Source organism: Flagellimonas algicola, assembly GCF_005937185.1.
GTDB classification, from domain to species: Bacteria; Bacteroidota; Bacteroidia; order Flavobacteriales; family Flavobacteriaceae; genus Flagellimonas; species Flagellimonas algicola.
On the sequence record NZ_VCNI01000002.1, the window covers coordinates 1,175,297 to 1,198,542 of the forward strand.

Consider the following 23,246-nt stretch of genomic DNA (forward strand, 5'->3'; position numbering starts at 1 on the left):
AAAAAACCCCGCCATTGGCGGGTTTTTTTTATGCCTAAAATCCGTATTTTTAGGATTCACAAACTAAACTCATGGAAATTCTAAAAAACCTGCATTCCTATTTCGCTTATATTGTTTTAGCCGTATTGATTTTGGCCTTTGTCAACGCCCTTATGGGCCTTTTGGGCAAAAGAGAGTTTGCCATGCACAAAGATTTAAGAATAAGTCTTTTTGCGTTAATTTTGACCCATATTCAATTATTGATAGGTCTTATCCTCTACTTTGTATCGGCTAACGGACTACAAGCCATACAGACCTTGGGCATGGGCGGCCTTAACTCTGCTGCCCGTTTATTGGCCGTGGAACATCCCTTTACTAATATCTTGGCTGTCGTACTTATTACAATTGGGTGGTCTCGACATAAGAAGAAAGATACAAGCAAAGGTAAATTCAAAAATATTGCAATATTCTATGGGATAGCCCTTGCACTATTACTTTACATGATTCCTTGGGGACAGTGGTTTAGTTAAAACTGTCATTCCAGTGCCCGCATACAGCCAAAAGCTTTAGCGGTGGCGCATAGCGGGAATCTTTCACTTTTGGCTTAAATGGTGATGTAATTGTTCTCTGATATTATCAGGTGATCCAAAACTTCTATTCCCAAGATTGTGGCTGCTTTGGTGATACGCTCGGTGAACATAATGTCTTGTTCACTTGGCTCTAACCTTCCAGAAGGGTGGTTGTGGCAAAGAATAATCTTTTTACATTTTTTGATACAGGTAGGCTTAGAATATCTACTGGTTCAGCAATATTTCTGTTACTGATTCCAATGGTGACCAATTCAATATAATCTATATCGTTGGCAGTGTTTAACCCAACGGTCCAGAAATACTCCTTTTTACGATGAATATTATTTTGACGCCATAATATCTTGAGCATGATACGGGCAATATCGTCTGTCCCAGAAACATGTTTATCCTCGTCTTTAGGTAATCTTACGGTCATGGGTTAAAGATAGAAAAAAATGGTACCGTTGGTTAGCAAGCTGTTTTTCCTTAACTTTATCTTGAATTTATAGCATAACCCCTTGCGCACAGCGCATGGGGTTTTTGTGTTTTAATGGGAATGATATTCCTATGTCCAGCCTCTATTCAACCTCACGGTAACGTATCTATTAATTAAATATAAAACCATGAGAATCTTAACCTATTTATGCGGCTTTATTGTCGCTGTTTTATTTGTTGCATGTTCCGGAGGAGCAAAAAAGGACATTTCCCAATCCCCTTTTTATTGGAAGCCAAAAGAGGTTGATAAAACCAAACTCCTGAATCAGGAATTTTTTAGCCCCGTTCACGAGAACAATTTAGGGAAGTTCGTTTTTGCCCATGAGACCATACCAAGGGAATGGGAAGATGAAGATGGGTTCCTTGCAGTTTACGATATGTCCCAAATGGATAAAAAAGGACTGTATTGCAGATGGTTCGGGGAACAAAATGCTGGGTCGGATAAGGTCTTTGAAACCTTTGCCAAAAACCCAAAAAACAAGAAAAGAATCCTCATAAAGCACGAATACTTTTTGGACAGTATTCCCGCAAAGATTAGATTTAATGAAAAACCAGGGGAATCAGTTACTTGGGAGTCCTCTAGGTATCCAATGCTGGAACCCGATGTTATTCCCGGGGTGGCGGAAATTGAAGAGGAAATGAGCCTTACCCAAGAAACTATTATTGAGATGTTGTTCAAAAACCAAAAATACGTCGAGTCCAAGAAAGATGGCACTTTACTGCTAGGGCTAAAGGTATCGGTCGTGGATGGAACTTCCCCAGGGAAAAATGTCAAGAAACCAACCAAGGAATTAGCTTCAGGGCAAATATTGTTAACCAATGTCTTTGAGGGAATGAAAAAATGGATTGGTAAGATTCCAAAATATAGTGTTCCAGAACCCTATGTTAGGGATAAAGCTCTAGAAAAAGAAGCACTTATGCTAATGCGCAAGCATGCCCGAAGCCAAGGCTGGAGAGAAACTTTTAAAAGGGTTGTTATAACAAGCCTAAATGTTAAAAGAAGTAAATTTTCCGGAGAGATTGTTGCCCGAAATGTAGTTATCTCAGCAGTAGCGGAATGGCCAGAAGGAAGGTGTACCGCACAGTTTTTTAATACACGGCAAGACCTTGTGGGAGATCCTAAAAAGGAGGAATATGGACGTCTTTATTTTTATGGAGTAGGAAAGCAGCGTACGGTCTTATGTGATTTCGACGAATAGGGAATCATTTGATCTTAAAAATTACTCTGGAGTTTCTTGTACCAGAAACAAATACACCGGAAAATGGTCACTGTACCCTCCGGTGTAGTTTTTTCCGGAATAAGTGCGTTTGGGATACCCCTTGTATTTCCCATTTTGTGTTTTAAGAAAGGCTGGGGCAAAAATCTGGGCTTGCCAAAGGAAAAACCCTGCTTCATTTTCGTGGACTAGGTTAGGGGTCATAAAAAATTGGTCAAAAAGGTTCCATTGGTCTCGGTAAGCCAAGGTACCCAACCCTCTTTTGTACATTTTTTCCATAGGGTTAAAAAGGGAAATGCTATCCAACTGTGAGGAATTCCCCTTGGTTTTTAATATCCTTTTTAAACTATGGTCCCTTGGATCATCATTTAAATCGCCCATGGCTATGATTTTAGCTGCGGGATTCAATTCCCTAATGGAGTCCATTATTCTTTTGTTAAGTAAAGCAGCCCGAACCCGTTTGGGTTGACTTTTGGTGACACCTCCGCGTCGGGAAGGCCAGTGGTTCACAATAAAATGAAGCTCTTCCTGATCCATCATACCCCCAACAACAAGCTGGTCCCGGGTATAATCCCGTTCTCCCATTTCATCAAACAAGAGTAGCCTATGGCTTTTAAAGGAGGTAGGAATAAAAGCCGATTTTTTATAAAGTAAGGCAACATCAATGCCCCGGGCATCAGGAGAGTCAAAGTGAACAATGCCGTAATCCTTTGCCTGTAAATTGGGATGATTCACCAAATCTTCCAGTACCCCTTTATTCTCCACTTCACAAAGTCCCAGAATGTCAGGTGAGGTTCCAGTTTTTTCCTTACCTAATTTTGCTATGACCTGCGATATGTTCTTAATTTTTGCATCATAACGATTTTGGGTCCAATGATAGGCACCTTCCGGAGTACGGTCGTCATCAAAAATTAAGGTGTCGTTGGTGGTATCGAATAGATTTTCAACATTGTAAAAGGCAATGGTTCTGATTTTGTAGCTTGCTTGATTTTGTCCATACAAACAGAAGGACACTAGCATGACAGAGTAGGTTAAAATTTTCATTTGGGTTTTGTTTTCTGTACTAAAATTACTAAGATTGTTCGTTTTTCTTACAAAACAGCTAGTAATAACCCCAAATTTTATTCTGATTAACCTACAAAGGCGAACATATGAGAACAGCCATGTTCTTTGTGCTGCTATGCTATACCAACCTTTTAAGTGGCCAGCACAGTACAGAAATTTCAGGAACCATAAAAGATGGGTCCAATCAGGTTCCTGTTGCGAGAGGTTCTTTAAAAGTAGAAGGATTTCAAAAAGAATATCATACTGCAGTTGATGGTAGTTTTACCATTGCCCTGGATTTTGAGGGGGACTTCATAATTCATATATCGGCCCCCGACTACTTGCCCAAAACATTCGAGCTTTTTCTTGAAGGCCAACCTGTTAGTTTGGGAGATATTTTTCTAGAAAAGGACATCACCCTTGAAAAAAATGATAATCTCATAACCTTGACTGATAACGAACTTTCAGATGATGAAGGTTTGTTTTCAGGATCCATGGGAATGTTGCAATCCACTAGGGATATTTTTCTTACTCGCGCAGCTTTTGATTTTGGACAGGCATTTTTTAAGATTCGCGGTTATGACTCTCAGCACGGCGAGGTGTTGATCAACGGAATCCCTTTAAACAAAATCTGGGATGGAAGACCTCAATGGAACAATTGGGGTGGACTCAACGATGTAATCCGAAATCAGACCTATACCCAAGCTTTGGAAATGAACCCAAATACTTTCGGTGGAATTTTGGGAAACACCAATATAGATACTAGACCTTCTGGATTTAGATCTGGTCTTCGAGTTTCCTCTTCCATGTCCAACAGAACCTACAGGAGTAGGCTGATGGCTACCTACAATTCAGGTTTACTGGCAAGTGGATGGGCTTACTCCCTTTCTGCTTCTAGAAGATGGGCTAATTCAGGCTATGTGGATGGCACTTTGTATGATGCCCAATCCCTTTTTGGTACTCTGGAATATAAATGGAACAAACAAAACAGTTTGGTCATAAGTACAATTATGGCAAATAATAGAAGGGGTAGGTCGGCGGCATTAACTGATGAAGTTTTTGTATTGATGGGAAACCGATACAATCCGTATTGGGGGATTCAGAATGGTGAGATTCGAAACTCAAGGGAACGCAGGATTTTTGAACCCTTGTTTATGGTTAATCACTTTCTACAATCCAACAAAATGAATTGGACTACTGGAATTATGTATCAAAGCGGAAGTACCGCTAAGGATAGACTGGCTTACTTTAACACACAGAACCCCGACCCTACCTATTATAAATATGTCCCCAGCTTTCATATTAATGGTTCTTTTGGTGCCGATTTTGTTAATGCGAATTTGGCAAAGGAAGCGTTACTGGACCATCCACAATTGGATTGGGGACAAATGTATGCCGTGAACAGAAATTCCCCAGATGATTCTGCCTCCTATGCACTTTCTGAGGATGTACAATACGAAGAACGGTTCATGGTTGCGAGCAATATGCAACTGAACCTTGGTGAAAGTTTAGAACTGGGTCTAGGAGCAAATATGGAAGTTTCAGGCATCCAGAATTTTAGTAGGATCAAGGATTTACTTGGAGCCGAATTTCTAGAGGATAGTGATTCCTTCTCGTTAACACGAAATGATGTTTTTGGGAATCCAACAAAAACCGTGGGAGATAGGACAGGCTACAACTTTGAAATGAATTCCAAAAGACTTGGGGGGTTTACGCAATTGCAAATCAAAAGGAAAAAGTGGAATGCATTTGTTTCAGGAGCACTGTCCCAAGGGAACGCCCAACGAAATGGATTGTTTCAAAATGAACGATACCCTGAGTACTCCTTGGGAAAAGGAGACAAAATTACCTTGGCAGGTCTAAGCGCGAAATCAGGAATGACCTATTTTTTAAATGGGAGGCACTGGATTATGATCAATGGCGCAAAAATCAATCGTGCTCCGGCACTTCAAAACCTGTTTGTGAACCCAAGGGAGAATAACGTAATTGTTCCTGAAGTACAAAACGAAACTATATCCACAATTGATTTAGGTTACCATGTCCGGTTACCAGATTTAAAAGGGCGCATCAGTGCTTTCTATACTAGATTTCAGCACACAACAGATGTCAATTTCTTTTTTGTGGATTCAGGCCTAGGCTCGGATTTTGTTCAGGAAGTGATTACAGGTTTGGACAAATTGCACAAAGGCTTGGAATTGGGTTTGGAGTTCAAGGCCTCCAACGAGCTTAAACTTTCCTTGGCCGGAAATTTAGGCAGCTATGTATATGCTAGCGACCCTAACATTCAGATTTATTTTGACACTTCCGGAAACGAGGAAGATTTAATTAATAAAGAAGGGAATGTGCCATTGGGAACAGCCAAAATCAAAGGATTAAAATTGGCCCAAGGACCACAAACAGCACTATCATTTGGAGTAGAATACAGAAGTCCAAAATATTGGTGGCTGGGGACAACGGCAAATTACATGGATCAAAGCTATGCAAACCTCAGTACCATAAAGCGTACCCAGAGTTTCTTGTTGGACCCTGATACACAGGAACCACTTCTGGGTGTTAGCACAGCTAATGTTGACAGATTATTAAAACAACAAAAGCTCGAGGAAATCTATCTATTAAATCTGGTAGGCGGAAAGTCCTGGTTGGTGAACAAGAAATACATAAGTGCTTTTTTGAGCGTGAACAATGTATTCGACTCGGTATTCAAGACTGGGGGATATGAACAAAGCAGAAATGGGAACTATCAGCAAATGCTGCAAGATAATTTAAGCGGAACTCCATCTTTTGGTACCAAATATTGGCGCAGTTACGGGAGGACCTACTTTTTAAATCTTGCCATAAACTTTTAAGGATGAGCATATGAAAATAAAAGTCAATGTTGTTTTAAAAGGATGGATCCTGTCAGCAATAATTTCAGCCTGCGTTCCGAATACCAATTTCGACGTACCAAAACCATACTGTGATAATGTTTTATCTGCCAATACAACTTTTCAAGAATTGGAAGGGATGTATTCTGGTGAAACTTTTCAGATACAAGAAGATTTGATAATTGAGGGTTATGTCATCTCTTCGGATGAAGAAGGCAACTTCTACAATGAAATTTATTTGCAAGATAAGACCAAGGAACCCACAAAGGGACTTCTTTTGGAAGCTGAACTAAGTCCGGCGCACCTGCGTTACCCTCTTGGTAACAAGGTACTTATCAAGCTAAAAGGATTGTTTTTGGGAATAAGTGGTGAAACCTTGAGGCTTGGCAGCTCGTTTACTTCCTTTGGCAATCTTTCCGTAGGACGCTTACCTGCAATAAAAGTACAGGACCATCTTGTATCTGTATGTGAGGAAGGGGGATTGGTGACACCTACTCTAACAACTATAACACAGATGGATCAGGTGGGGTTAAATACCTTGATCCAATTGAATGATGTGGAATTTGGTGAAGAAGAACTTGGCCTAAACTATGCAGAACCCCAAGAGGAGACCATTCGTGTCCTCCAAGATTGTGAGGAAAATAGAATTGAGTTATTGACCAGTGGTTATTCCGATTTTCAGGCCGAGTTGCTTCCGGAAGGCAATGGTAGTATCATGGGGATTTTAAAAAGGGATGGTGAAAAGTATCAATTAGTTATAAGGGATGTTACAGATTTGGATTTTGCCAACGAGCGGTGTCCAGAGATTATTACTGAGTTTACATCCAAGGATGTTTTCATTTCGGAATTGGCAGATCCAGACAACAATACGGGTGCCCGTTTTGTGGAATTGTACAATTCATCCAACCAACCTCTAGACTTAAATCTGTGGACTTTACGCAGATATACCAATGAAAAAACAGAGGTAAGCTCGTCAGTAGATTTATCGGGTTTTAGCATTGCTGCAAAAGGCACTCTTGTAATTTCACCCAATTCAGAGGAGTTTGAACTGGTTTATGGTTTCCCTCCTGATATACATGTTTCCACCAACAGTCCTGCAGACTCAAATGGCGATGACAATCTTGAGCTTGTGGATCCATTTGGAACCATAATAGACGTTTTTGGCGTGGTGGGCGAAGATGGCTCTGGAACCAACCATGAGTTTGAAGATGGTCGTGCGCTCCGGAACCTGGAGGTAACCCAAGGAAACCCAACTTATACTTTTGGGGAATGGTTCATTTACAACGATTCAGGAGATGCCGGGACAACCCACCAGCTCCAAAATGCCCCGGAAGATTATACTCCAGGCCAGTTTAACTAAAACGGCTTATACCCAAACTTTTGTCCCCCCACGGAGGCATCGGCCATAAGGCCGGCTTTGGGTAGGGCAAATACGGCTACACCGTCCTTGTATTTGGCGTTAAAGGCAATCCCTGATTTCAAGGCAACCGCGCTGGTTTCCGCAGCAAATTGAAACTTTCCTTCTTTAAAGCGCTCCAGATCAACTGCGGTTTCAAAAAAGATAATCTCAATAATGGCCTGTCCACCCGCCTGGAACCCTACGTTCAATTTTTTAAGGTTGGCCATTCCAACAACTTCCCCATTTTCATAAACGGCCCCATTACCAGAAGCCCCTCCAATAATAAATCCACCTTTGCCCACATTGGGAAAAAGCACGTAGCCGGCAGAATTGTCAAAGAATCGCTGTAGACCCCTGTCTGCTTTCAAAAGGGATTTTTTGGCCCGCTTGGCATCGTTGATGATCTTACGGTCTTTTTTATTTTGGGCTGTGGCGGTAAATGCGAAGAGCATAAGGGCCACCAAGGCAAAGGATTTAATTAGTTTCATGTTCATGTTCTTTTTTATCCCATCAAAATTAAAAAATAAACACCGTCCAAAGAGGAAGGGGTTTGCCAATAATTGTTAAACAATGGATCAATCCACGTTGGATGGAAAAAGCTTGTGATTCATCACCTCCTTCATTTGGCTAACATGTCGTTCCGTATGGCCAGACATGAATAGAACCAACTGGACTCCATCTATCGTTCCAAAAGGTAAATCATTGCTGTAAAGATTTCTTAGGTCATCCTCGGTGCTTTGCATATAAGAAATGTGCTCTTCCCTTTTGTCCAAGAAGGCCTTTAAAGTTTCATCAGGGGATCCAAATTTCCCGGAAGGCTCAAAAGGTTCGGCGGTTTTCACCTTGTTGGAACGGTCCAGGATGATGCCCATAAGTTGTTCGTCATTCATTTTTACAGAATCTTTCAGAGCTGGGTTGGGTCCGGCAGCCACTGTTTTTTGGATAAGTCCCCCAAAAGCATTTTCTGAAATGGTCAAATGCTCCACGCAATCTGCTATGGACCAAGAGCTTTCCTCGGGTTTAAAGGTCAATTGAGCTTGGCTCAACCCTTTCAAAACTTTGGACATCTGGTCCCGGGTTTCCTTTAGATGTTTAACCACCTTCTTCCGATCATCGTTGGAAAGTTTATTGGTATCTGCGCTGAAGCTAAATAATAGCAGTGCAACTAATGGCAAAATCATTTTTTTCATGTGTGATGGATTTTTAGATTACTGTAGGTACCTTGTTATATAGACGTTTAAAGATAGTTCAATTGGACATCTTTTGGAACATATGTAATGTAGAGCCCATAGGTTCAACTCAAAAATAATGCAAATTCCTGCCACATTAGGGGTCAAATCTGCCAAAACATGGTTGAAATTAGGCAATTATGAAGAAATCTAAACGACAGCCATGAATAGATAAAACTTATGTTTTGATAGTATTTTAATATGAATTGCCTATTCTTTGGAGGGCAGTTTTCCTATCTTTATAAGGCTTTAAAAATCACATTAAACAACATATAATCATGAGCAAAGAATTAGCAAATTCAGCAGGAAATGGCATGGATGAGGGCATGTGTCCATTTCTCAACGGAACGCTGAAACAAGGAGCCGGAGGCGGTACATCCAACCGCGATTGGTGGCCCAACCAACTTAATTTGAACATCCTTCGCCAGCACTCCAATCTGGCAGACCCTATGGATGAGGATTTTGATTATGCTACTGAGTTCAAATCTTTGGATTTGGAAGCCGTGAAAAAAGACCTTACCAACCTAATGACAGATAGCCAAGACTGGTGGCCGGCAGATTACGGTCACTATGGCCCCTTCTTTATTCGTATGGCTTGGCACGCAGCTGGGACCTACCGTATTGCAGATGGCCGTGGTGGTGGTGGAACGGGATCACAGCGATTTGCTCCATTGAACAGCTGGCCGGACAATGCCAATTTGGATAAAGCCAGATTGCTATTGTGGCCTGTTAAGCAGAAATACGGCAAGAAAATTTCATGGGCCGATCTTTTGATCTTGGCCGGAAATATTGCCCATGAATCCATGGGATTGAAAATGTTTGGGTTTGCGGGAGGCCGAGAAGATATCTGGCAACCTGAAGAAGATATTTATTGGGGCTCTGAAGCCGAATGGTTGGGAAACAAAGCACGATATAATGAGGAAGGAAACTTGGAAAAGCAATTGGGTGCTGCTCATATGGGATTGATCTATGTAAATCCGGAAGGGCCCAATGGAAATCCCGACCCCATTGCCGCCGCACATGATATAAGGGAAACCTTTGGTAGAATGGCAATGAACGACTATGAAACCGTGGCTTTGATTGCCGGAGGACATACTTTTGGAAAGACACACGGAGCGGCCAGCGATGCAGAATATGTGGAAGCTGAACCTGCCGGGGCCTCTATTGAAATGCAAAGCATGGGCTGGAAGAACAATTTTGGTTCTGGAAAAGGAAGCGATACCATCACCAGTGGTATAGAAGGAGCCTGGACAGATACGCCTGCCCAATGGAGCCATAAATTTTTGGAAAATCTTTATGCCTACGAATGGGAATTGACCAAAAGTCCAGCTGGAGCCCATCAATGGAAACCTAAAGATGGAGCAGGAGCCGGAACCATTCCAGATGCACATGATCCAGAGAAAAAACATGCACCTTTTATGCTGACCACGGATTTATCATTGCGTATGGATCCAGAATATGGGAAGATCTCCAAGCACTTTTTGGAAAATCCAGAGGAATTTGCCGATGCTTATGCGCGTGCATGGTTTAAACTGACGCACCGCGATATGGGGCCTGTAAGTCGTTATTTGGGTTCAGATGTACCCAGCGAGGAATTGATTTGGCAAGATCCCGTTCCTGCCGTTGATCACGATTTGATCAATGATGGAGAAATCACGGAATTGAAATCCAAGATTCTTGACTCTGGGTTGTCTATTTCACAACTGGTATCCACTGCATGGGCATCCGCGTCCACTTTTAGAGGTTCAGATTACCGGGGAGGAGCCAATGGAGCACGAATCCGTTTAGCTCCACAAAAGGATTGGGCGGTTAATAGCCCATCCCAGTTGGCCAAAGTTTTGGAAACCTTGGAAAGTATCAAGAATAACTTTGGAAAAATAGTTTCCTTGGCTGACTTGATTGTTCTTGGAGGTTGCGCAGCTGTGGAAAAAGCGGCAAAAAATGCGGGCCATGACATTACTGTGCCTTTTACCCCTGGTAGAACCGACGCTTCAGCCGAGCAGACAGATGCAGAGTCCTTTGAGGTCCTTGAGCCAGTGGCCGACGGATTTAGAAACTATATAAAAGGAAAGTATTCTGTGAAATCAGAAGAGCTATTGGTGGATAAAGCCCAATTGCTTACCCTAACCGTTCCTGAAATGACAGTGCTGGTCGGTGGAATGCGGGTCTTGGATACCAATGCTGATAAATCCCATCATGGGGTGTTCACCAATCGTACAGAAACCCTGACCAACGATTTCTTTGTTAATCTTTTGGATTTGAATACTTCATGGTCTGCAACTTCAGATGACGATGAGGTGTTTGAAGGACATGATCGCAAGACTGGAAATTTGAAGTGGACTGGGACTAGGGCGGATCTTATTTTTGGATCTAACACAGAACTGAGAGCTATTGCCGAAGTTTATGGAAGTAGCGATGCCCAAGGGAAATTTGTGGGCGATTTTGTTTCAGCTTGGAACAAAGTCATGAATTTAGACCGATTTGACCTTGCGTAAGAAAGGCCTTTAATAGAAAAGGAAAATTAAACCCAAAAGACTGTCACGCCAACCAAGGTTGTGGCAGTTTTTTTATAATTTTAATTCATCAAATGAGCAAGATAGAAAAGCTTTTCAATGCGGTAAGAAATGGTGATAAGGTTGCCGTTTCCACATTACTGGAAAATGACCTGACCCTTTTGGAAGCCAAAGATGAAAGGGGATCTACCCCATTAATTTTGGCCACATACTACAATCAAAAGGAAATTACGGAATTACTCTTGGCCCATGGCGCCAGTATAGATGCTACGGATGGATCGGGCAATACCGCCTTATTGGGCGTTTGTTTTAAAGGATATACGGATTTAGCTGAACTGCTGATCAAATCCGGAGCCAACGTGGACCATGTAAATAGCATGGGAGCCACAGGTCTTATTTATGCGGTTACATTCAATAGATTGGACATGGCACAATTGCTCATCCAATATGGAGCTGATATTAACGTTAAGGATGGTAGGGGAAATACTGCATTGGACCAAGCCAAAATGCAGGAAAATGAAGATTTGGTAAAATTATTGGAATCAAAAACGTAGCCAAACCATATGGACTCAAAGGAACAGCTTAACCTCATCAAACGAATAAAGGCCTTGGCCGAAGCCGGGTTGGTTTTTACCCAAGATGACTACGACAAGGAGCGTTATGAGGAACTTAAGAACATCAGCTTAAAGTTGATGGCGTTTGTTGCCGATGAACCCATGGAGGTGATACAGGACTTTTTTATGCCCCAACAGGATTATCCTACACCCAAGGTGGATGTAAGAGGTTTTGTCTTGAATGAAAAGGACGAAATTTTGATGGCCAAGGAAAGTGTGGATGGCAAATGGACCATTCCAGGAGGTTGGGCCGATATTGGTATTACCCCATCCGAAATTGCCGTTAAAGAGATTGAGGAAGAGACTGGGTTAAAGACAGAGGTTGTCCGCTTTTTGGGCGTTTATGACAAACAGGTGCATCCGCACCCTCCTGAACCTTATTATATCTATAAGTTAATGTTCCTTTGCAGAATCACTGGAGGAGAGTTAAAAGCGGGATTTGATATGCTTGATGCCGGTTTTTTCCCTTTGGACCAACTTCCAGAGCTTTCGCAAGAACGCATTTTGGAAAGCCAGTTAAAACATCTTTTTCAACTGGCAAAATCCTCTCGAACCGATGTTTATTTTGATTGACACCTATGTCTGAAAAGCTAAAAGTAGCCCTGGTCCAGACGCCGTTGCATTGGGAAAACCCTGAAGCCAACAGGACAATGCTCGGTCACAAAATGGAAACAATCCAAGATAAGTTGGACCTCATTGTGCTACCAGAGATGTTTACGACAGGCTTTACCATGACTCCACAAAACATTGACTCTTCTGAAGGAACCAAAACGATAAGTTGGATGCAGCAATGGGCCAAAATAACCAAGGCTGCAGTTGTGGGTAGTCTCGTTATCCATGAAAACGATCAAAACTACAATCGGTTGATTTTTGCGCACCCCGATGGGCAGGTGGATCAATACGATAAAAAACACACCTTTACCTTGGCAGGGGAGGACAAAGTGTATACGGCTGGAACTGAGCGGTTGATGATAGACTTCAAGGGATTTCGTATTTGCCCTTTAATATGTTACGATCTTCGTTTTCCAGTTTGGGCACGAAATACAGAAACCTATGACGTTTTGATCTACGTGGCCAATTGGCCCAAACCAAGAATTATGGCTTGGGATGCTTTGTTAAAGGCACGCGCCATAGAGAATATGTCCTATTGTGTTGGGGTTAATCGGATAGGAGTGGATGACCTAGGTTACGAATATTCTGGACATTCTGCTGTTTATGATGTGCTTGGAGATACTCTGGCGTTTTCCGAAAAGGAAGAGATTCTTTATGTGGAGTTGGAGAGGGAACACATTACAACCTATAGAAATAAACTAAAATTCTTGAATGACCGAGATGAATTTAGTTTGAAATAATAAAGGTCTGTTCCAGTTCCCAATTGGCCCGTACGTCAATGGCATCTGGATAGTAGCTGACTTTTTCAGGTTGAATTTTCTTCAGATAGCTACCGGTATCCCATTTTCCATTTCCGTTGTCATCAAAAATCACCCTAATATTGTACTCCCCCGGGTCCAAGTTTTTGAATTCGAAAGTTTTGGGCTGCTCAGCAAAAAGTTCCCGAAAAATCTCACCACGGTCATTCGTCAATTGGGCAATCATTGGGTAACGGACGGCTCCACCAACATTCAACCGCAGGTTTCCAAAATCAGCATAGCTGCCCGTTGAAAAACGGTAATTTAAAGTATCGTTCTGAATCCCAAAAAAATCTGTGATGGCACCAGGCATAATTTCAAAGGAATAGCTTTGGTTGGGTTCCAAAGCAAAATCAAAATCCACCTTGTTCTTTATGGAGTCCAAGGAATAGGTAAAGGGCGAACTGATGGAATCGCTAATGAAAAGGGCAATTTGATTGGAATCCAATGCAACTATGGGTGTACTGGCCAATATACTAAAGGTATCCTCAAAATTGAATTGCCGGCCGATGGAAGTACTCAGTTTAAGTGAATCCAAAGGCAATTTTCTGGTTTTCACGGTAAAAGTATCCACCTTTTGCATCTTTTCATTGCTTACGGTAAATATGATGGAATCCAAATCCGTGGGAGTGATCCAAAAATCCAAGGTGTCTTTTTCACGATCTTTAAGGATCAGCGTTTGGACGGAATCGGCAAATTCTGTCAAACTTTCAATTTTAATATCCCTGTGATCCCCTTGATAACCAAATAGGATATGGTTTTTGGCAACATAACTAGGCACGGAAGCACTATAATCCGGTTCTTCCAAAAACATGTTCAATAAATAAACAGAATCCGTGGGCACGGTAATGGTGTCGTATAAAAAACCAATTTTATCTTGCCGTTGATTAAACATATTGTTCTTGTTCGCATCTTTGATGGCCACAAGTGCATATTTCCCGGCCTTTAGATTTTGCAGTTCAAAAAAGGGGAGACTATCCAAAGTATTGGTGATGTAATTCGGCACTGTTTTATAAATGGTGGAATCGGTATATGCAGTATCAATTTCGTACAACATAACGCTTACAAACTGATCTGCCCTGCGATTAAAGGCGTCCTTTACGGCGCCAGAAAGAGAAAGGGAATCAATATAGGTGCCGGTAGAGAATACATAGGAAAGAAAGCTGTTCGGATTTCCTTCATTATTGTCTACTATACTTTGACCAAAGTTCAACGTATAGGTGGTATTTTCCTGAAGTGTATCCTTTATAATCACCTCTATATACTTGTTTGCTCCTCCCAGAGGTCTAATTTCAGGGGGGTACTTAAGAGGCGGGGATACGATCAATTGATTTTGAACATCTTCCAATTTGATCAGCTCATCAAAGTACAGACGGATTTTCTCAGCCTTGAATTCCGTTGTAAAATTTTCCGGTTCGGTGCGTATCAATTGGGGAGGGGTCAAATCTTTGGGTCCCCCAGATGGATTACCTCGTTTTGCACATTGCCAAAGGGCGAAAACCATCAGCAATAAAAAAGAAAGGCTCAATAGTTTTTTTAAGTACTGCATGTAAAACTAGTGTGGGACAAAGAAACAACTAATTTGAAAAAGGAAAACACGCCTTAATAAAATTTAACCTCTAGGGAACCACGGCCATGCTCAGCACTGATATTTTAATCGGACCCATTTTGGATAGGGTTTGGGCACAGGCTTCCAGAGTAGCTCCGGTTGTGATCACATCATCAACCAGAAGCACATGTTTTATGGAAACATTGTTGTTGGTCGTCAACTGAAAAACATCCTTGGTGTTCTCCCAGCGGAGCTGCCTGTCCTTTTTTGTTTGGGTTTTGGTGTTGATGCCTCTGATCAAAATATCATCCCTGTATTTCGCATTGATGGAATTTGCTATTTTTTGTGCAAAGAGCGCTACCTGGTTATATCCTCTTTTCTTTTGCTTTTTAATATGAAGGGGAACAGGTATGACAGCATCAACATCCTTTAAAGAAGATTCATGTTGAACGAGAGAGCCATACCACTGGCCTAAAAAACCACCAATTTGCTCTTGATTTTTGTACTTTAAGTGATGCAAGATGTTCTTGACAACACCATTTTTCTGGAAAAACATAAAGGAAGCTGCCTTATTTATGGGGATTCGTCCATAAAAAATGCGGTCTACGGGGTTTTCATCGTCAAAGTTGTAATCGGTGAGTGGCACCTCATGTCGACAAACGGTACACAATACGCTTTCTCCTCTGGATAAATGCGCATTACATCCAAAACATACCAATGGCAATAGTATGTTGTGAATCTCGTTTAGTATCTTAGCCAACCTTTTAGGGATCAAATCTTATACGCGTTATAGTAGCCAATTAACCTCATGGATGCCCAAGATAACAATTTCAACTACAAGATTATCTTTGCTGCACTACTTGCAGTAATTGTGGGTATTCTCATAGCTTTTTACTACAGTTATGCCCAATCCAAGAACCAGATGAACTTTTTGGAACAGGAAAAGTCACTTTTGGTCAAAGATCTTACTTTGATGAAAGCGGAGGTAGACCGTCTATCTGGATTGAATGAGGTAAGCGAAATTGAACTGCAGACTTCCCGTTTTCGAGTTCAACAATTATTGGATTCCGTAGGTCGGTTGAATTTTAGCATTATGAAGCTGAAAGAAACCCGAAAGGAACTACGCATGTTGGAAATCAAGTTTGATAGCTTAAAACTCAAGAACAATTTCCTTCGCTATAACAATAGTCTATTGGCTAATCGATACGAAGAGACCCAAAGACAGTTGGACGAACTTCGCGGTAGGGCCAGTACTATGGAACAAGCAGAATCCCTGCTTCGGGAAACCAATCGCGAGCTTGCACGGGAACTTAAGATCAAGAGCTACTTAAAACTTCAGGATGCCGAAGGAAGTGGTTTCCGTCTTAGAGCTGGAAGACCATTGAAAACCAATAAGGCTTCTACCATTGAAAAGTTACGAGGATGCGTTACCGTAACTGCAGATCCCAATGAAACTGGGAACGTACGGGTATTGTATTTGCAATTCCTTGATCCCAACATGTCCATTATTGAGGACAATGCCAATACTATTTCGGTGAGTGGCAACACCTACAGCAAAAAAGTGGAGATTCCGTATACCGGAAAAGAGATCAGTATTTGTGATGCGATTACCGTGCCTGAAGGCTCACTTTCCGAAGGAATTTACACCATTAATGTTTTTGAGGACGAAAGACTTCTTGCCTCTGCCGAATTTCAGCTCAAATAACCCTTGTTTTTTAGGTAAAGTTCTATTTTTGCCGCATGGCAAAACAAGAAGACGTTTTTAAGAAGGTAATCTCCCATGCCAAGGAGTATGGGTATGTGTTCCAATCCAGTGAGATTTATGATGGCCTGAGTGCGGTTTACGACTATGCACAAAATGGGGTTGAGCTAAAAAAGAACATTAGGGAGTACTGGTGGCAAGCCATGGTGCAGCTCAATGATAACATTGTGGGTATCGATGCTGCCATATTTATGCATCCCACTACCTGGAAGGCTTCTGGTCATGTGGATGCCTTTAATGACCCATTGATTGACAACAAAGATTCCAAAAAAAGATACCGTGCCGATGTTTTGATTGAAGACCATGTCGCAAAAATTGAGGCCAAAATAGATAAGGAAGTAACCAAGGCGGCCAAACGCTTTGGGGACAGCTTTGACAAAAAACAGTTTTTAGAGACCAACCAGCGCGTGTTGGATTATCAGGCCAAGGCGGACGGCATTCTAAAGCGTATGGGTAAATCTCTCGAAAATGAAGATTTAGCCGATGTAAAAGCATTGATAGAGGAGTTGGGGATTGCTTGCCCCTTGTCCGGTTCCAAAAACTGGACGGATGTAAAGCAGTTCAACCTCATGTTCGGAACAAAGTTGGGAGCTTCTGCAGATTCGGCTATGGATCTGTACCTAAGACCCGAGACCGCCCAGGGTATTTTTGTGAACTTCCTTAACGTGCAAAAAACTGGACGGATGAAGATTCCTTTTGGGATTGCCCAAACAGGAAAAGCGTTTAGAAATGAGATTGTGGCCCGTCAGTTTATATTCCGAATGCGAGAGTTTGAACAGATGGAAATGCAATATTTCATTAAGCCAGGAACCCAACAGGAGTGGTATGAAAAATGGAAGGAAAAACGTTTGAAGTGGCACTTATCCTTGGGTATGGGAGAAGACAACTATCGTTTCCATGATCATGAAAAGTTGGCGCACTACGCCGATGCCGCGGCTGATATAGAATTCAAATTCCCATTTGGTTTCAAGGAATTGGAAGGAATCCATTCCCGCACCGATTTTGATTTAAGCCAGCACGAAGAATACTCAGGTAAAAAATTACAATACTTCGACCCAGAGGAAAACAAGAGCTATGTACCCTATGTTCTGGAAACTTCCATTGGACTAGATCGTATGTTCTTGGCGGTTTTCTCCAATTCATTAAAAGAAGAGGAGCTTGAAAATGGCACCACCAGAACTGTTTTGAAAATCCCAGCAGTCTTGGCTCCAACCAAAGCTGCAGTGTTACCACTATTAAAGCGGGATGGATTGCCAGAGGTCGCCCAAAAGTTGATTGATGAGCTTAAGTGGGATTTCAACGTGATCTATGATGAAAAGGATGCCGTAGGCCGTCGTTACAGAAGGCAAGATGCTGCGGGAACTCCTTTCTGCGTTACCGTAGACCACCAAACTTTGGAAGACGATACGGTGACCATAAGACATCGGGATACCATGGAGCAGCAACGGGTAAAGTTATCCGAAGTCAAGGAGATCATCTCCAAGGAAGTGGACATGCGCTACTGGTTGCAGAAAATCTAAATTGAAAATCGTATCTCAAATTGAGAAGGCAGGCTCGAAGGGACACTTTATTTTCATTAGAATAAACCGGTAATCTCCCCATCATCATTTACGTCAATTCCCTCAGAAGATGGTGTTGCAGGTAATCCGGGCATACGCATAATGTCTCCGGTTATGGGAACCAAAAATCCGGCTCCAACCGCAATTTCAATTTCCCTAACCGTGATGATAAAGTCTTTCGGTCTACCCAACAACTTAGGATTGTCGGATAAGGATTTTTGTGTTTTGGCAATACACACGGGCAGATGATCCAAGCCCAGATTGGTAATTTTCCTGAGATGCGCTTTGGCTCTGGAGGTATAATCCACATGCTCCGCTCCGTAAATTTCAGTGGCAATGGTCTCAATTTTGTCCATGACCGGGGAATTCCAATCGTAAAGGGGTTTAAAGTTGGATGCTTTGGATTCCACCACATCAATAACATGTTGTGCCAAATCCTCGGCACCTTCCCCACCTTTGGCCCAAACCTCGACCAAAGCCACCCGTATTCCTTTGGAATCTGCCAACGCTTTGATCACAGCAATCTCTTCGTCAGTATCCGTTACAAATTTGTTGATGGCAATCATCGGAACCACATTAAACTTGGCAATGTTTTCCAGATGCTTTTCCAAATTTGGAAGTCCTTTTTTCAGGGCTTCCACATTGGGCTCCGTTAAGGACTTTAAGTCGGCTCCACCATGATATTTTAAAGCTCGAATGGTCGCGGTAAGTACCACAGCTTTGGGTTTCAATCCTGCACTTTGGCATTTGATGTCAAAGAACTTTTCCGCGCCCAAGTCAAAACCAAAACCAGCTTCGGTAACGGTATATTCTGAATGCGACATGCCCATTCGCGTGGCAATTACTGAATTGGTTCCCTGGGCAATATTGGCAAACGGCCCGCCATGGATAATGGCCGGATTCCCTTCCATGGTCTGTACCAGATTGGGTTTAATGGCATCTTTGAGCAAGGCTGTCATAGCACCTTCGGCCTTCAAATCCTTGGCATAAATGGGCTCTTTATCAAAAGTGTAGCCAACAAAAATGTTCCCTAATCGCTCTTTGAGGTCACTGAGGTTTTCCGCCAAACATAGAATGGCCATAATTTCCGACGCGGCCGTGATATCAAAACCAGTTTCTCGAGGTACTCCAGAAGTGGTTCCTCCCAGCCCAACAATGATATCCCGTAGCGCACGATCGTTCATGTCCATCACCCGTTTCCAACCAATAGTCCGTGGATCTATTCGCAATGATCTTGTTTTGCTCTGAATGTTATTATCAATGACAGCCGCCAAAAGGTTATGTGCCTTTTCAATAGCTGCAAAATCCCCTGTAAAATGCAGGTTGATGTCCTCCATGGGCAGCACCTGGGAATAGCCACCGCCTGTGGCACCTCCCTTTATCCCAAAAACAGGACCTAGGGAAGGTTCCCTCAACACCACGGTGGTTTTTTTGCCCAAGCGATTCAGCCCTTCAGTAAGGCCAATGGACATGGTGGTCTTCCCTTCTCCGGCAGGAGTTGGGGAAATGGCTGAGACCAAGATGAGGTTGCTCTGTTCCGCTTTTTCTTTATCAATGGCTTGTAAAGGAAGTTTGGCCTTGTATTTCCCATACATTTCTATGGAGTCTGGATTCACTCCAAATTTTTCGGCAATGCTGGAAATAGGTTGTAGGGTAACGCCTTTGGCGATTTCCAAATCGGTCATAGGTGGCTGTTTTTCATTAGTCAGGCAAACGGAAGGGCGTTCCTGTTTGCGCCTAACAAGATACTATAATCAAGGGATATTTTAGCTGCGCTTGCTGGCCCTTTTTTGTTTAAAATAGGTCTTGTCCGCTATGTAAATGGTCTTGTGCACTTGGCAGAATACCTTGGTCTTGTCTTTGTTGGTAAGCTCAGTGGTCTTTACAATTTCCAGCTCATTTTGCTCGGATACTTTAATTTTGATATCCTCCAATTCTTCAAGGGAATATTGAAATTCTGCATACAAATGTTCCTTGGCAGGACGTTTAAAACGGATTTCGGCCGATTTGTCCCAGACCACATAGTCCGGACCCAGCAAGTTGATCAACTGCACCATGGGAATAGGATCTACCGCAGAGAACATGCTGCCCCCAAAAATGGAGTTAACGTAGTTGCGGTTTTTGTAGGTGAGGCGTAGCCTCATGTGTATCTTCAACAGATCTTCCGAAATATGCGTGATCCTGCCCGTACTACTCCGGTACATGGGCGAGAAGTTAAAGCCGTGTTTAAGGAGCTGGTGTTTTTTAAAGAACCGCTCTCCAACTCCCATTAAGTTTTGATACAAAGACATGCTGGCAAGTTACTTAAAACCCTCGCTAAAAAATTCTTCCAAACTATTTTAACGTATCTGGATTATCGTCCAACTTTTTGGTTTCCGAACCCACTCTGCGTTCCAGTTTTTTTACATCTTCTTCTGCTGGGAGTTCTTCGGGTTTAATACCTCTTTGTAGCATTATTTTACGAACAGATCTGTTGTTGGTAATGTGCTCGGCCGAAATCTGTCTTTCACTTTCAAGGTTTTTGTCTTTGGTGTTGAACACTGTTATTTCTGTGGCAAAATCCTTGGCCTTAATGGTTATTGTAGGCAGGAAATCGGCCAATGCTCTGTTTTTTGGAACACCAAGCTTGTCCTTCATCTGTCTCGTGCTCTTCCCAAATAACGCTTGATCTCCCTTACTGCGGATGATGCCAAAGTTTTTGTTGTCCCCGGTTTGTTCATAGATAAGCTCGGACAGTTCTTTTTCTGATAGACTTAGCTTTTGTCTAGCCTGCAAACGCTCCCAATCCTTGATGCGCTGCTCAATGACCTCCAGTTTTCTGGTCTGGATGGCAAAGTAGTTCTGAGCGAATGCAATTTGTTCTTTACGGGAATCCCCGTTTTGGGCAATGAGGTAACAGGCATAACGGGTGAGCATAATATCATCAATTTCCCGCTCGCTGCCCGAACCTAGTTGCACCATTTTCCCGACGTCAGCAAAATGGTCTAGGATGTCGTTTCCTGCCGCTTCGCAGGACGTTTTTGCCTTGTTGATTACCTTGTTAAAGTTGTCCCATTTGGTGTATCCCAAAAGGTGCTGCAAGTCCCTTGCAAACCAAAACTCAATGCCATTCTCCGTGGTTTGGGAATGACCCTCAAAATTGTTGGATAGTGATTTGATTACTTCTGTTTTCATGTTGCCATTTGATTAGGTTCATAGATTTGGGGATGCTACGGGCCCATACAAGATAGCAAAAGAAGTCTCCAATAGTCAGAACCTTCAACAAAATTTCAAAAAGCTACTAATTAGTAGTAATTAATTAATTCTCACATTAGTACATTAGCCTCATGCTAAAAGAGTCCCAAATTGAACAATTGAATGCTTTAATAGAAGATGGCTACGGCTCACCGGAGCGGATGGCGCAGCGTTTAAGCGAAGTGATTTTTATGCTGCACTATCTAGAAGAGGAGGTTTTTACCCAAAGAGAAATTCAGAGTTCCGCAGATTTGCTAAGGGCGTTGGGGGAGGTTTTGAGTTAACGGTATTGTATATGAGCCGTGGCCGATAACCATGGCTTATAAAGGTTGTAGTACTTAATTAAGTTTTTTATCTCTAATACCAATGAAGAGGCCATTATAGTATTCTTTGAAATACAAAACATTACCATTTTTATCAGTTTCAAAAATCAAACGATCCATAGGTGCCGATTCAGGAGCAAATGCGTTTTTCTCAATATGATAAAGTCTTTCTCCACGTGAATCGCTATCACTTCTTTTCCTATAAAGATGTTTGTCATCAGTATATTTAACTATTTTCATAAATCTCGTTTTGGTATCCGTTGGGCGGATATAATCACCAATAAAAGATTCAATATTTTCTATTGGTCTATTCTGGTCATATAATTCTTTGAGTTTTATATCAAGACATTCACCGGCAATGGCTCCAAATATGTTAAGTGCATTTGAAGGTGTAGAATACGTATTTACAACAACCGCAATACTAAGGTCATCATCAGGAAAATGGCTCATAACACACCAACGTGTTTTATGGCCACCTGTATGACCATAGACCTTATGCCCTTCTAGATAACCAGTTCTAAATCCTAAGCCATAATCAAAGAAAATGCCTGAACTTAGATGGGACGGCTTAATCATTTCATTCAACTTTTCTTTAGGAATTATAAGTCCACTATTTGCGCTATAGATAAATTTCGCAAGATCACTAGCCGAAGAGCTTATACCTCCGTCACCTTCAATATAGGTCATCTCATTCAAAAAACTTTTTAAGTAAATACTTTCAGATAACTCAAATATCTGCGTAGTTTTTGATTTTTTCAAATCGTTGTAATACGCATCGATAGTTGGAAAGGAGAGGTCATTTTTTATATATTTTTCTATAAGTTCCGCGAAACTTAAACCAGAGACTTTTTTCATTATTTCCGTAACAATTACAAATCCAGAATTGGAATATGAAAACTTTGATCCAGGTTCAAAAAGGTGATTTTGGTTTTCTATTGCGTCAAAATAGTCGTTTAGAGTGATTTGGTTTTTTCCAGAAAGTGATAGACTGTCAATATAGGTTGTATAATCTGGTATCCCAGAGGTATGATTTAGTAGATGTCTTATAGTAATTTGATTGGAAAATTTACGTTTAGGGAAATTGGGAAGGTATTTTATGACTTTATCATCGAGATCAAGTAAATTTTCTTCCATCATTTTAACAGCAACTATGGCCATAATTGGCTTGGTGGCCGAGGCAATTGGAAACCCAATATCATTGGTAACAGGTTTGGTTTTTGAACTATCAATAAAACCAAAACTTTTCTTATATATCGATTCCTTTGATTTTTGGACTGCTATAGAAAATCCAAGTACTTTATTAGATTTGAGAAAGCTATTTGCAACAGAGTCTAGCCTGTATTCTAAGTCATCTATATTGTTAGTATTAAATGCTTTGTTTTTATCCTCACAACCAATCGCTACTATAATCAATGAAAAAATAAAAATTGTCTTTAATGAATTGATTTCCATGATGTAATGTCAATTGAAAATAATTAAGTACAACT

General features: G+C 41.7%; 22 protein-coding genes. 11 read left to right on the forward strand and 11 right to left on the reverse strand.

The genetic code is table 11. The features are described 5' to 3' along the window. Positions 1-71 precede the first annotated feature (71 nt). Positions 72-509, forward strand: coding sequence for a hypothetical protein (locus tag FGG15_RS14150; RefSeq protein WP_138837334.1), 438 nt, complete (start codon positions 72-74; stop codon positions 507-509). A 74-nt stretch (positions 510-583) separates the two neighbouring features. On the opposite strand, the gene FGG15_RS14155 is transcribed toward FGG15_RS14150, so the two are convergent. Both FGG15_RS14155 and FGG15_RS14160 read right to left on the reverse strand, forming a co-directional pair. Then, positions 584-754, reverse strand: coding sequence for a JAB domain-containing protein (locus tag FGG15_RS14155; protein WP_138838314.1), 171 nt, complete (start codon positions 752-754; stop codon positions 584-586). Next, positions 700-984 (reverse strand): Mov34/MPN/PAD-1 family protein, encoded by a 285-nt coding sequence (locus FGG15_RS14160; protein WP_138837336.1) that lies wholly within the window; start codon positions 982-984, stop codon positions 700-702. Before FGG15_RS14160 ends, FGG15_RS14155 begins: the two co-directional genes overlap by 55 nt. 187 nt (positions 985-1,171) lie before the next feature. Between FGG15_RS14160 and FGG15_RS14165 the strand changes: the two genes are divergently transcribed. Continuing rightward, positions 1,172-2,242 carry a hypothetical protein gene (locus FGG15_RS14165; protein ID WP_138837338.1) on the forward strand — a complete coding sequence of 357 codons (1,071 nt, stop codon included), beginning with the start codon at positions 1,172-1,174 and terminating at the stop codon, positions 2,240-2,242. Between the two features lie 21 nt (positions 2,243-2,263). On the opposite strand, the gene FGG15_RS14170 is transcribed toward FGG15_RS14165, so the two are convergent. After that, complete coding sequence (locus FGG15_RS14170; RefSeq protein ID WP_138837340.1) at positions 2,264-3,304, reverse strand: endonuclease/exonuclease/phosphatase family protein; 1,041 nt, start codon at positions 3,302-3,304, stop codon at positions 2,264-2,266. 107 nt (positions 3,305-3,411) lie between these two features. On the opposite strand from FGG15_RS14170, the gene FGG15_RS14175 reads away from it, so the two are divergent. Together FGG15_RS14175 and FGG15_RS14180 are read left to right on the forward strand one after the other, a co-directional pair. Then, positions 3,412-6,150 carry a TonB-dependent receptor gene (locus tag FGG15_RS14175; RefSeq protein WP_138837342.1) on the forward strand — a complete coding sequence of 913 codons (2,739 nt, stop codon included), beginning with the start codon at positions 3,412-3,414 and terminating at the stop codon, positions 6,148-6,150. Between the two features lie 10 nt (positions 6,151-6,160). Continuing rightward, positions 6,161-7,528 carry a DUF5689 domain-containing protein gene (locus FGG15_RS14180; RefSeq protein WP_138837344.1) on the forward strand — a complete coding sequence of 456 codons (1,368 nt, stop codon included), beginning with the start codon at positions 6,161-6,163 and terminating at the stop codon, positions 7,526-7,528. On the opposite strand, the gene FGG15_RS14185 is transcribed toward FGG15_RS14180, so the two are convergent. Continuing rightward, complete coding sequence (locus tag FGG15_RS14185) at positions 7,525-8,055, reverse strand: lipid-binding SYLF domain-containing protein (protein WP_138837346.1); 531 nt, start codon at positions 8,053-8,055, stop codon at positions 7,525-7,527. The genes FGG15_RS14180 and FGG15_RS14185 overlap by 4 nt on opposite strands. An 87-nt stretch (positions 8,056-8,142) precedes the next feature. Next, the gene (locus tag FGG15_RS14190) at positions 8,143-8,757 is read right to left on the reverse strand and encodes a DinB family protein (protein ID WP_138837348.1); all 615 of its coding nucleotides are present in this window, start codon (positions 8,755-8,757) and stop codon (positions 8,143-8,145) included. Positions 8,758-9,074: 317 nt separating this feature from the next. Between FGG15_RS14190 and katG the strand changes: the two genes are divergently transcribed. From katG to FGG15_RS14210, 4 genes are all read left to right on the forward strand, one after another. Next, entirely contained in the window at positions 9,075-11,291 is a 2,217-nt protein-coding gene (gene katG / locus FGG15_RS14195) for a catalase/peroxidase HPI (protein ID WP_138837350.1), read from the forward strand. Between the two features lie 92 nt (positions 11,292-11,383). After that, positions 11,384-11,863: an ankyrin repeat domain-containing protein gene (locus tag FGG15_RS14200; RefSeq protein WP_138837352.1), complete on the forward strand. Its 480-nt coding sequence runs from the start codon at positions 11,384-11,386 to the stop codon at positions 11,861-11,863. 9 nt (positions 11,864-11,872) lie between these two features. After that, complete coding sequence (locus tag FGG15_RS14205) at positions 11,873-12,496, forward strand: NUDIX hydrolase (protein WP_138837354.1); 624 nt, start codon at positions 11,873-11,875, stop codon at positions 12,494-12,496. A gap of 5 nt (positions 12,497-12,501) precedes the next feature. Next, the gene (locus FGG15_RS14210; RefSeq protein ID WP_138837356.1) at positions 12,502-13,275 is read left to right on the forward strand and encodes an amidohydrolase; all 774 of its coding nucleotides are present in this window, start codon (positions 12,502-12,504) and stop codon (positions 13,273-13,275) included. Here FGG15_RS14210 and FGG15_RS14215 read toward each other — a convergent pair. Both FGG15_RS14215 and FGG15_RS14220 read right to left on the reverse strand, forming a co-directional pair. Then, the gene (locus FGG15_RS14215) at positions 13,262-14,881 is read right to left on the reverse strand and encodes an Ig-like domain-containing protein (RefSeq protein WP_138837358.1); all 1,620 of its coding nucleotides are present in this window, start codon (positions 14,879-14,881) and stop codon (positions 13,262-13,264) included. The genes FGG15_RS14210 and FGG15_RS14215 overlap by 14 nt on opposite strands. Before the next feature lie 70 nt (positions 14,882-14,951). After that, a complete protein-coding gene (locus FGG15_RS14220; protein WP_237561826.1) occupies positions 14,952-15,641 on the reverse strand; it encodes a ComF family protein in 690 nt (229 codons plus the stop codon). Positions 15,642-15,689: 48 nt separating this feature from the next. On the opposite strand from FGG15_RS14220, the gene FGG15_RS14225 reads away from it, so the two are divergent. Both FGG15_RS14225 and FGG15_RS14230 read left to right on the forward strand, forming a co-directional pair. After that, the gene (locus FGG15_RS14225; protein ID WP_138837362.1) at positions 15,690-16,586 is read left to right on the forward strand and encodes a coiled-coil domain-containing protein; all 897 of its coding nucleotides are present in this window, start codon (positions 15,690-15,692) and stop codon (positions 16,584-16,586) included. Positions 16,587-16,621: 35 nt separating this feature from the next. Further along, positions 16,622-18,163 carry a glycine--tRNA ligase gene (locus FGG15_RS14230; RefSeq protein ID WP_138837365.1) on the forward strand — a complete coding sequence of 514 codons (1,542 nt, stop codon included), beginning with the start codon at positions 16,622-16,624 and terminating at the stop codon, positions 18,161-18,163. 56 nt (positions 18,164-18,219) lie between these two features. Here the strand turns inward: FGG15_RS14230 and FGG15_RS14235 are convergent, their stop codons facing one another. From FGG15_RS14235 to dinD, 3 genes are all read right to left on the reverse strand, one after another. Beyond that, complete coding sequence (locus FGG15_RS14235) at positions 18,220-19,887, reverse strand: formate--tetrahydrofolate ligase (RefSeq protein ID WP_138837368.1); 1,668 nt, start codon at positions 19,885-19,887, stop codon at positions 18,220-18,222. A gap of 81 nt (positions 19,888-19,968) precedes the next feature. Next, entirely contained in the window at positions 19,969-20,493 is a 525-nt protein-coding gene (locus tag FGG15_RS14240) for a DUF4442 domain-containing protein (protein WP_138837370.1), read from the reverse strand. A gap of 43 nt (positions 20,494-20,536) precedes the next feature. After that, positions 20,537-21,376 (reverse strand): DNA damage-inducible protein D, encoded by an 840-nt coding sequence (dinD, locus tag FGG15_RS14245; RefSeq protein ID WP_138837372.1) that lies wholly within the window; start codon positions 21,374-21,376, stop codon positions 20,537-20,539. A 152-nt stretch (positions 21,377-21,528) separates the two neighbouring features. Between dinD and FGG15_RS14250 the strand changes: the two genes are divergently transcribed. Then, a complete protein-coding gene (locus FGG15_RS14250) occupies positions 21,529-21,720 on the forward strand; it encodes a hypothetical protein (protein WP_138837374.1) in 192 nt (63 codons plus the stop codon). Positions 21,721-21,774: 54 nt separating this feature from the next. Here FGG15_RS14250 and FGG15_RS14255 read toward each other — a convergent pair whose 3' ends face one another. Beyond that, positions 21,775-23,211: a serine hydrolase domain-containing protein gene (locus tag FGG15_RS14255; protein ID WP_138837376.1), complete on the reverse strand. Its 1,437-nt coding sequence runs from the start codon at positions 23,209-23,211 to the stop codon at positions 21,775-21,777. Positions 23,212-23,246 lie beyond the last annotated feature (35 nt).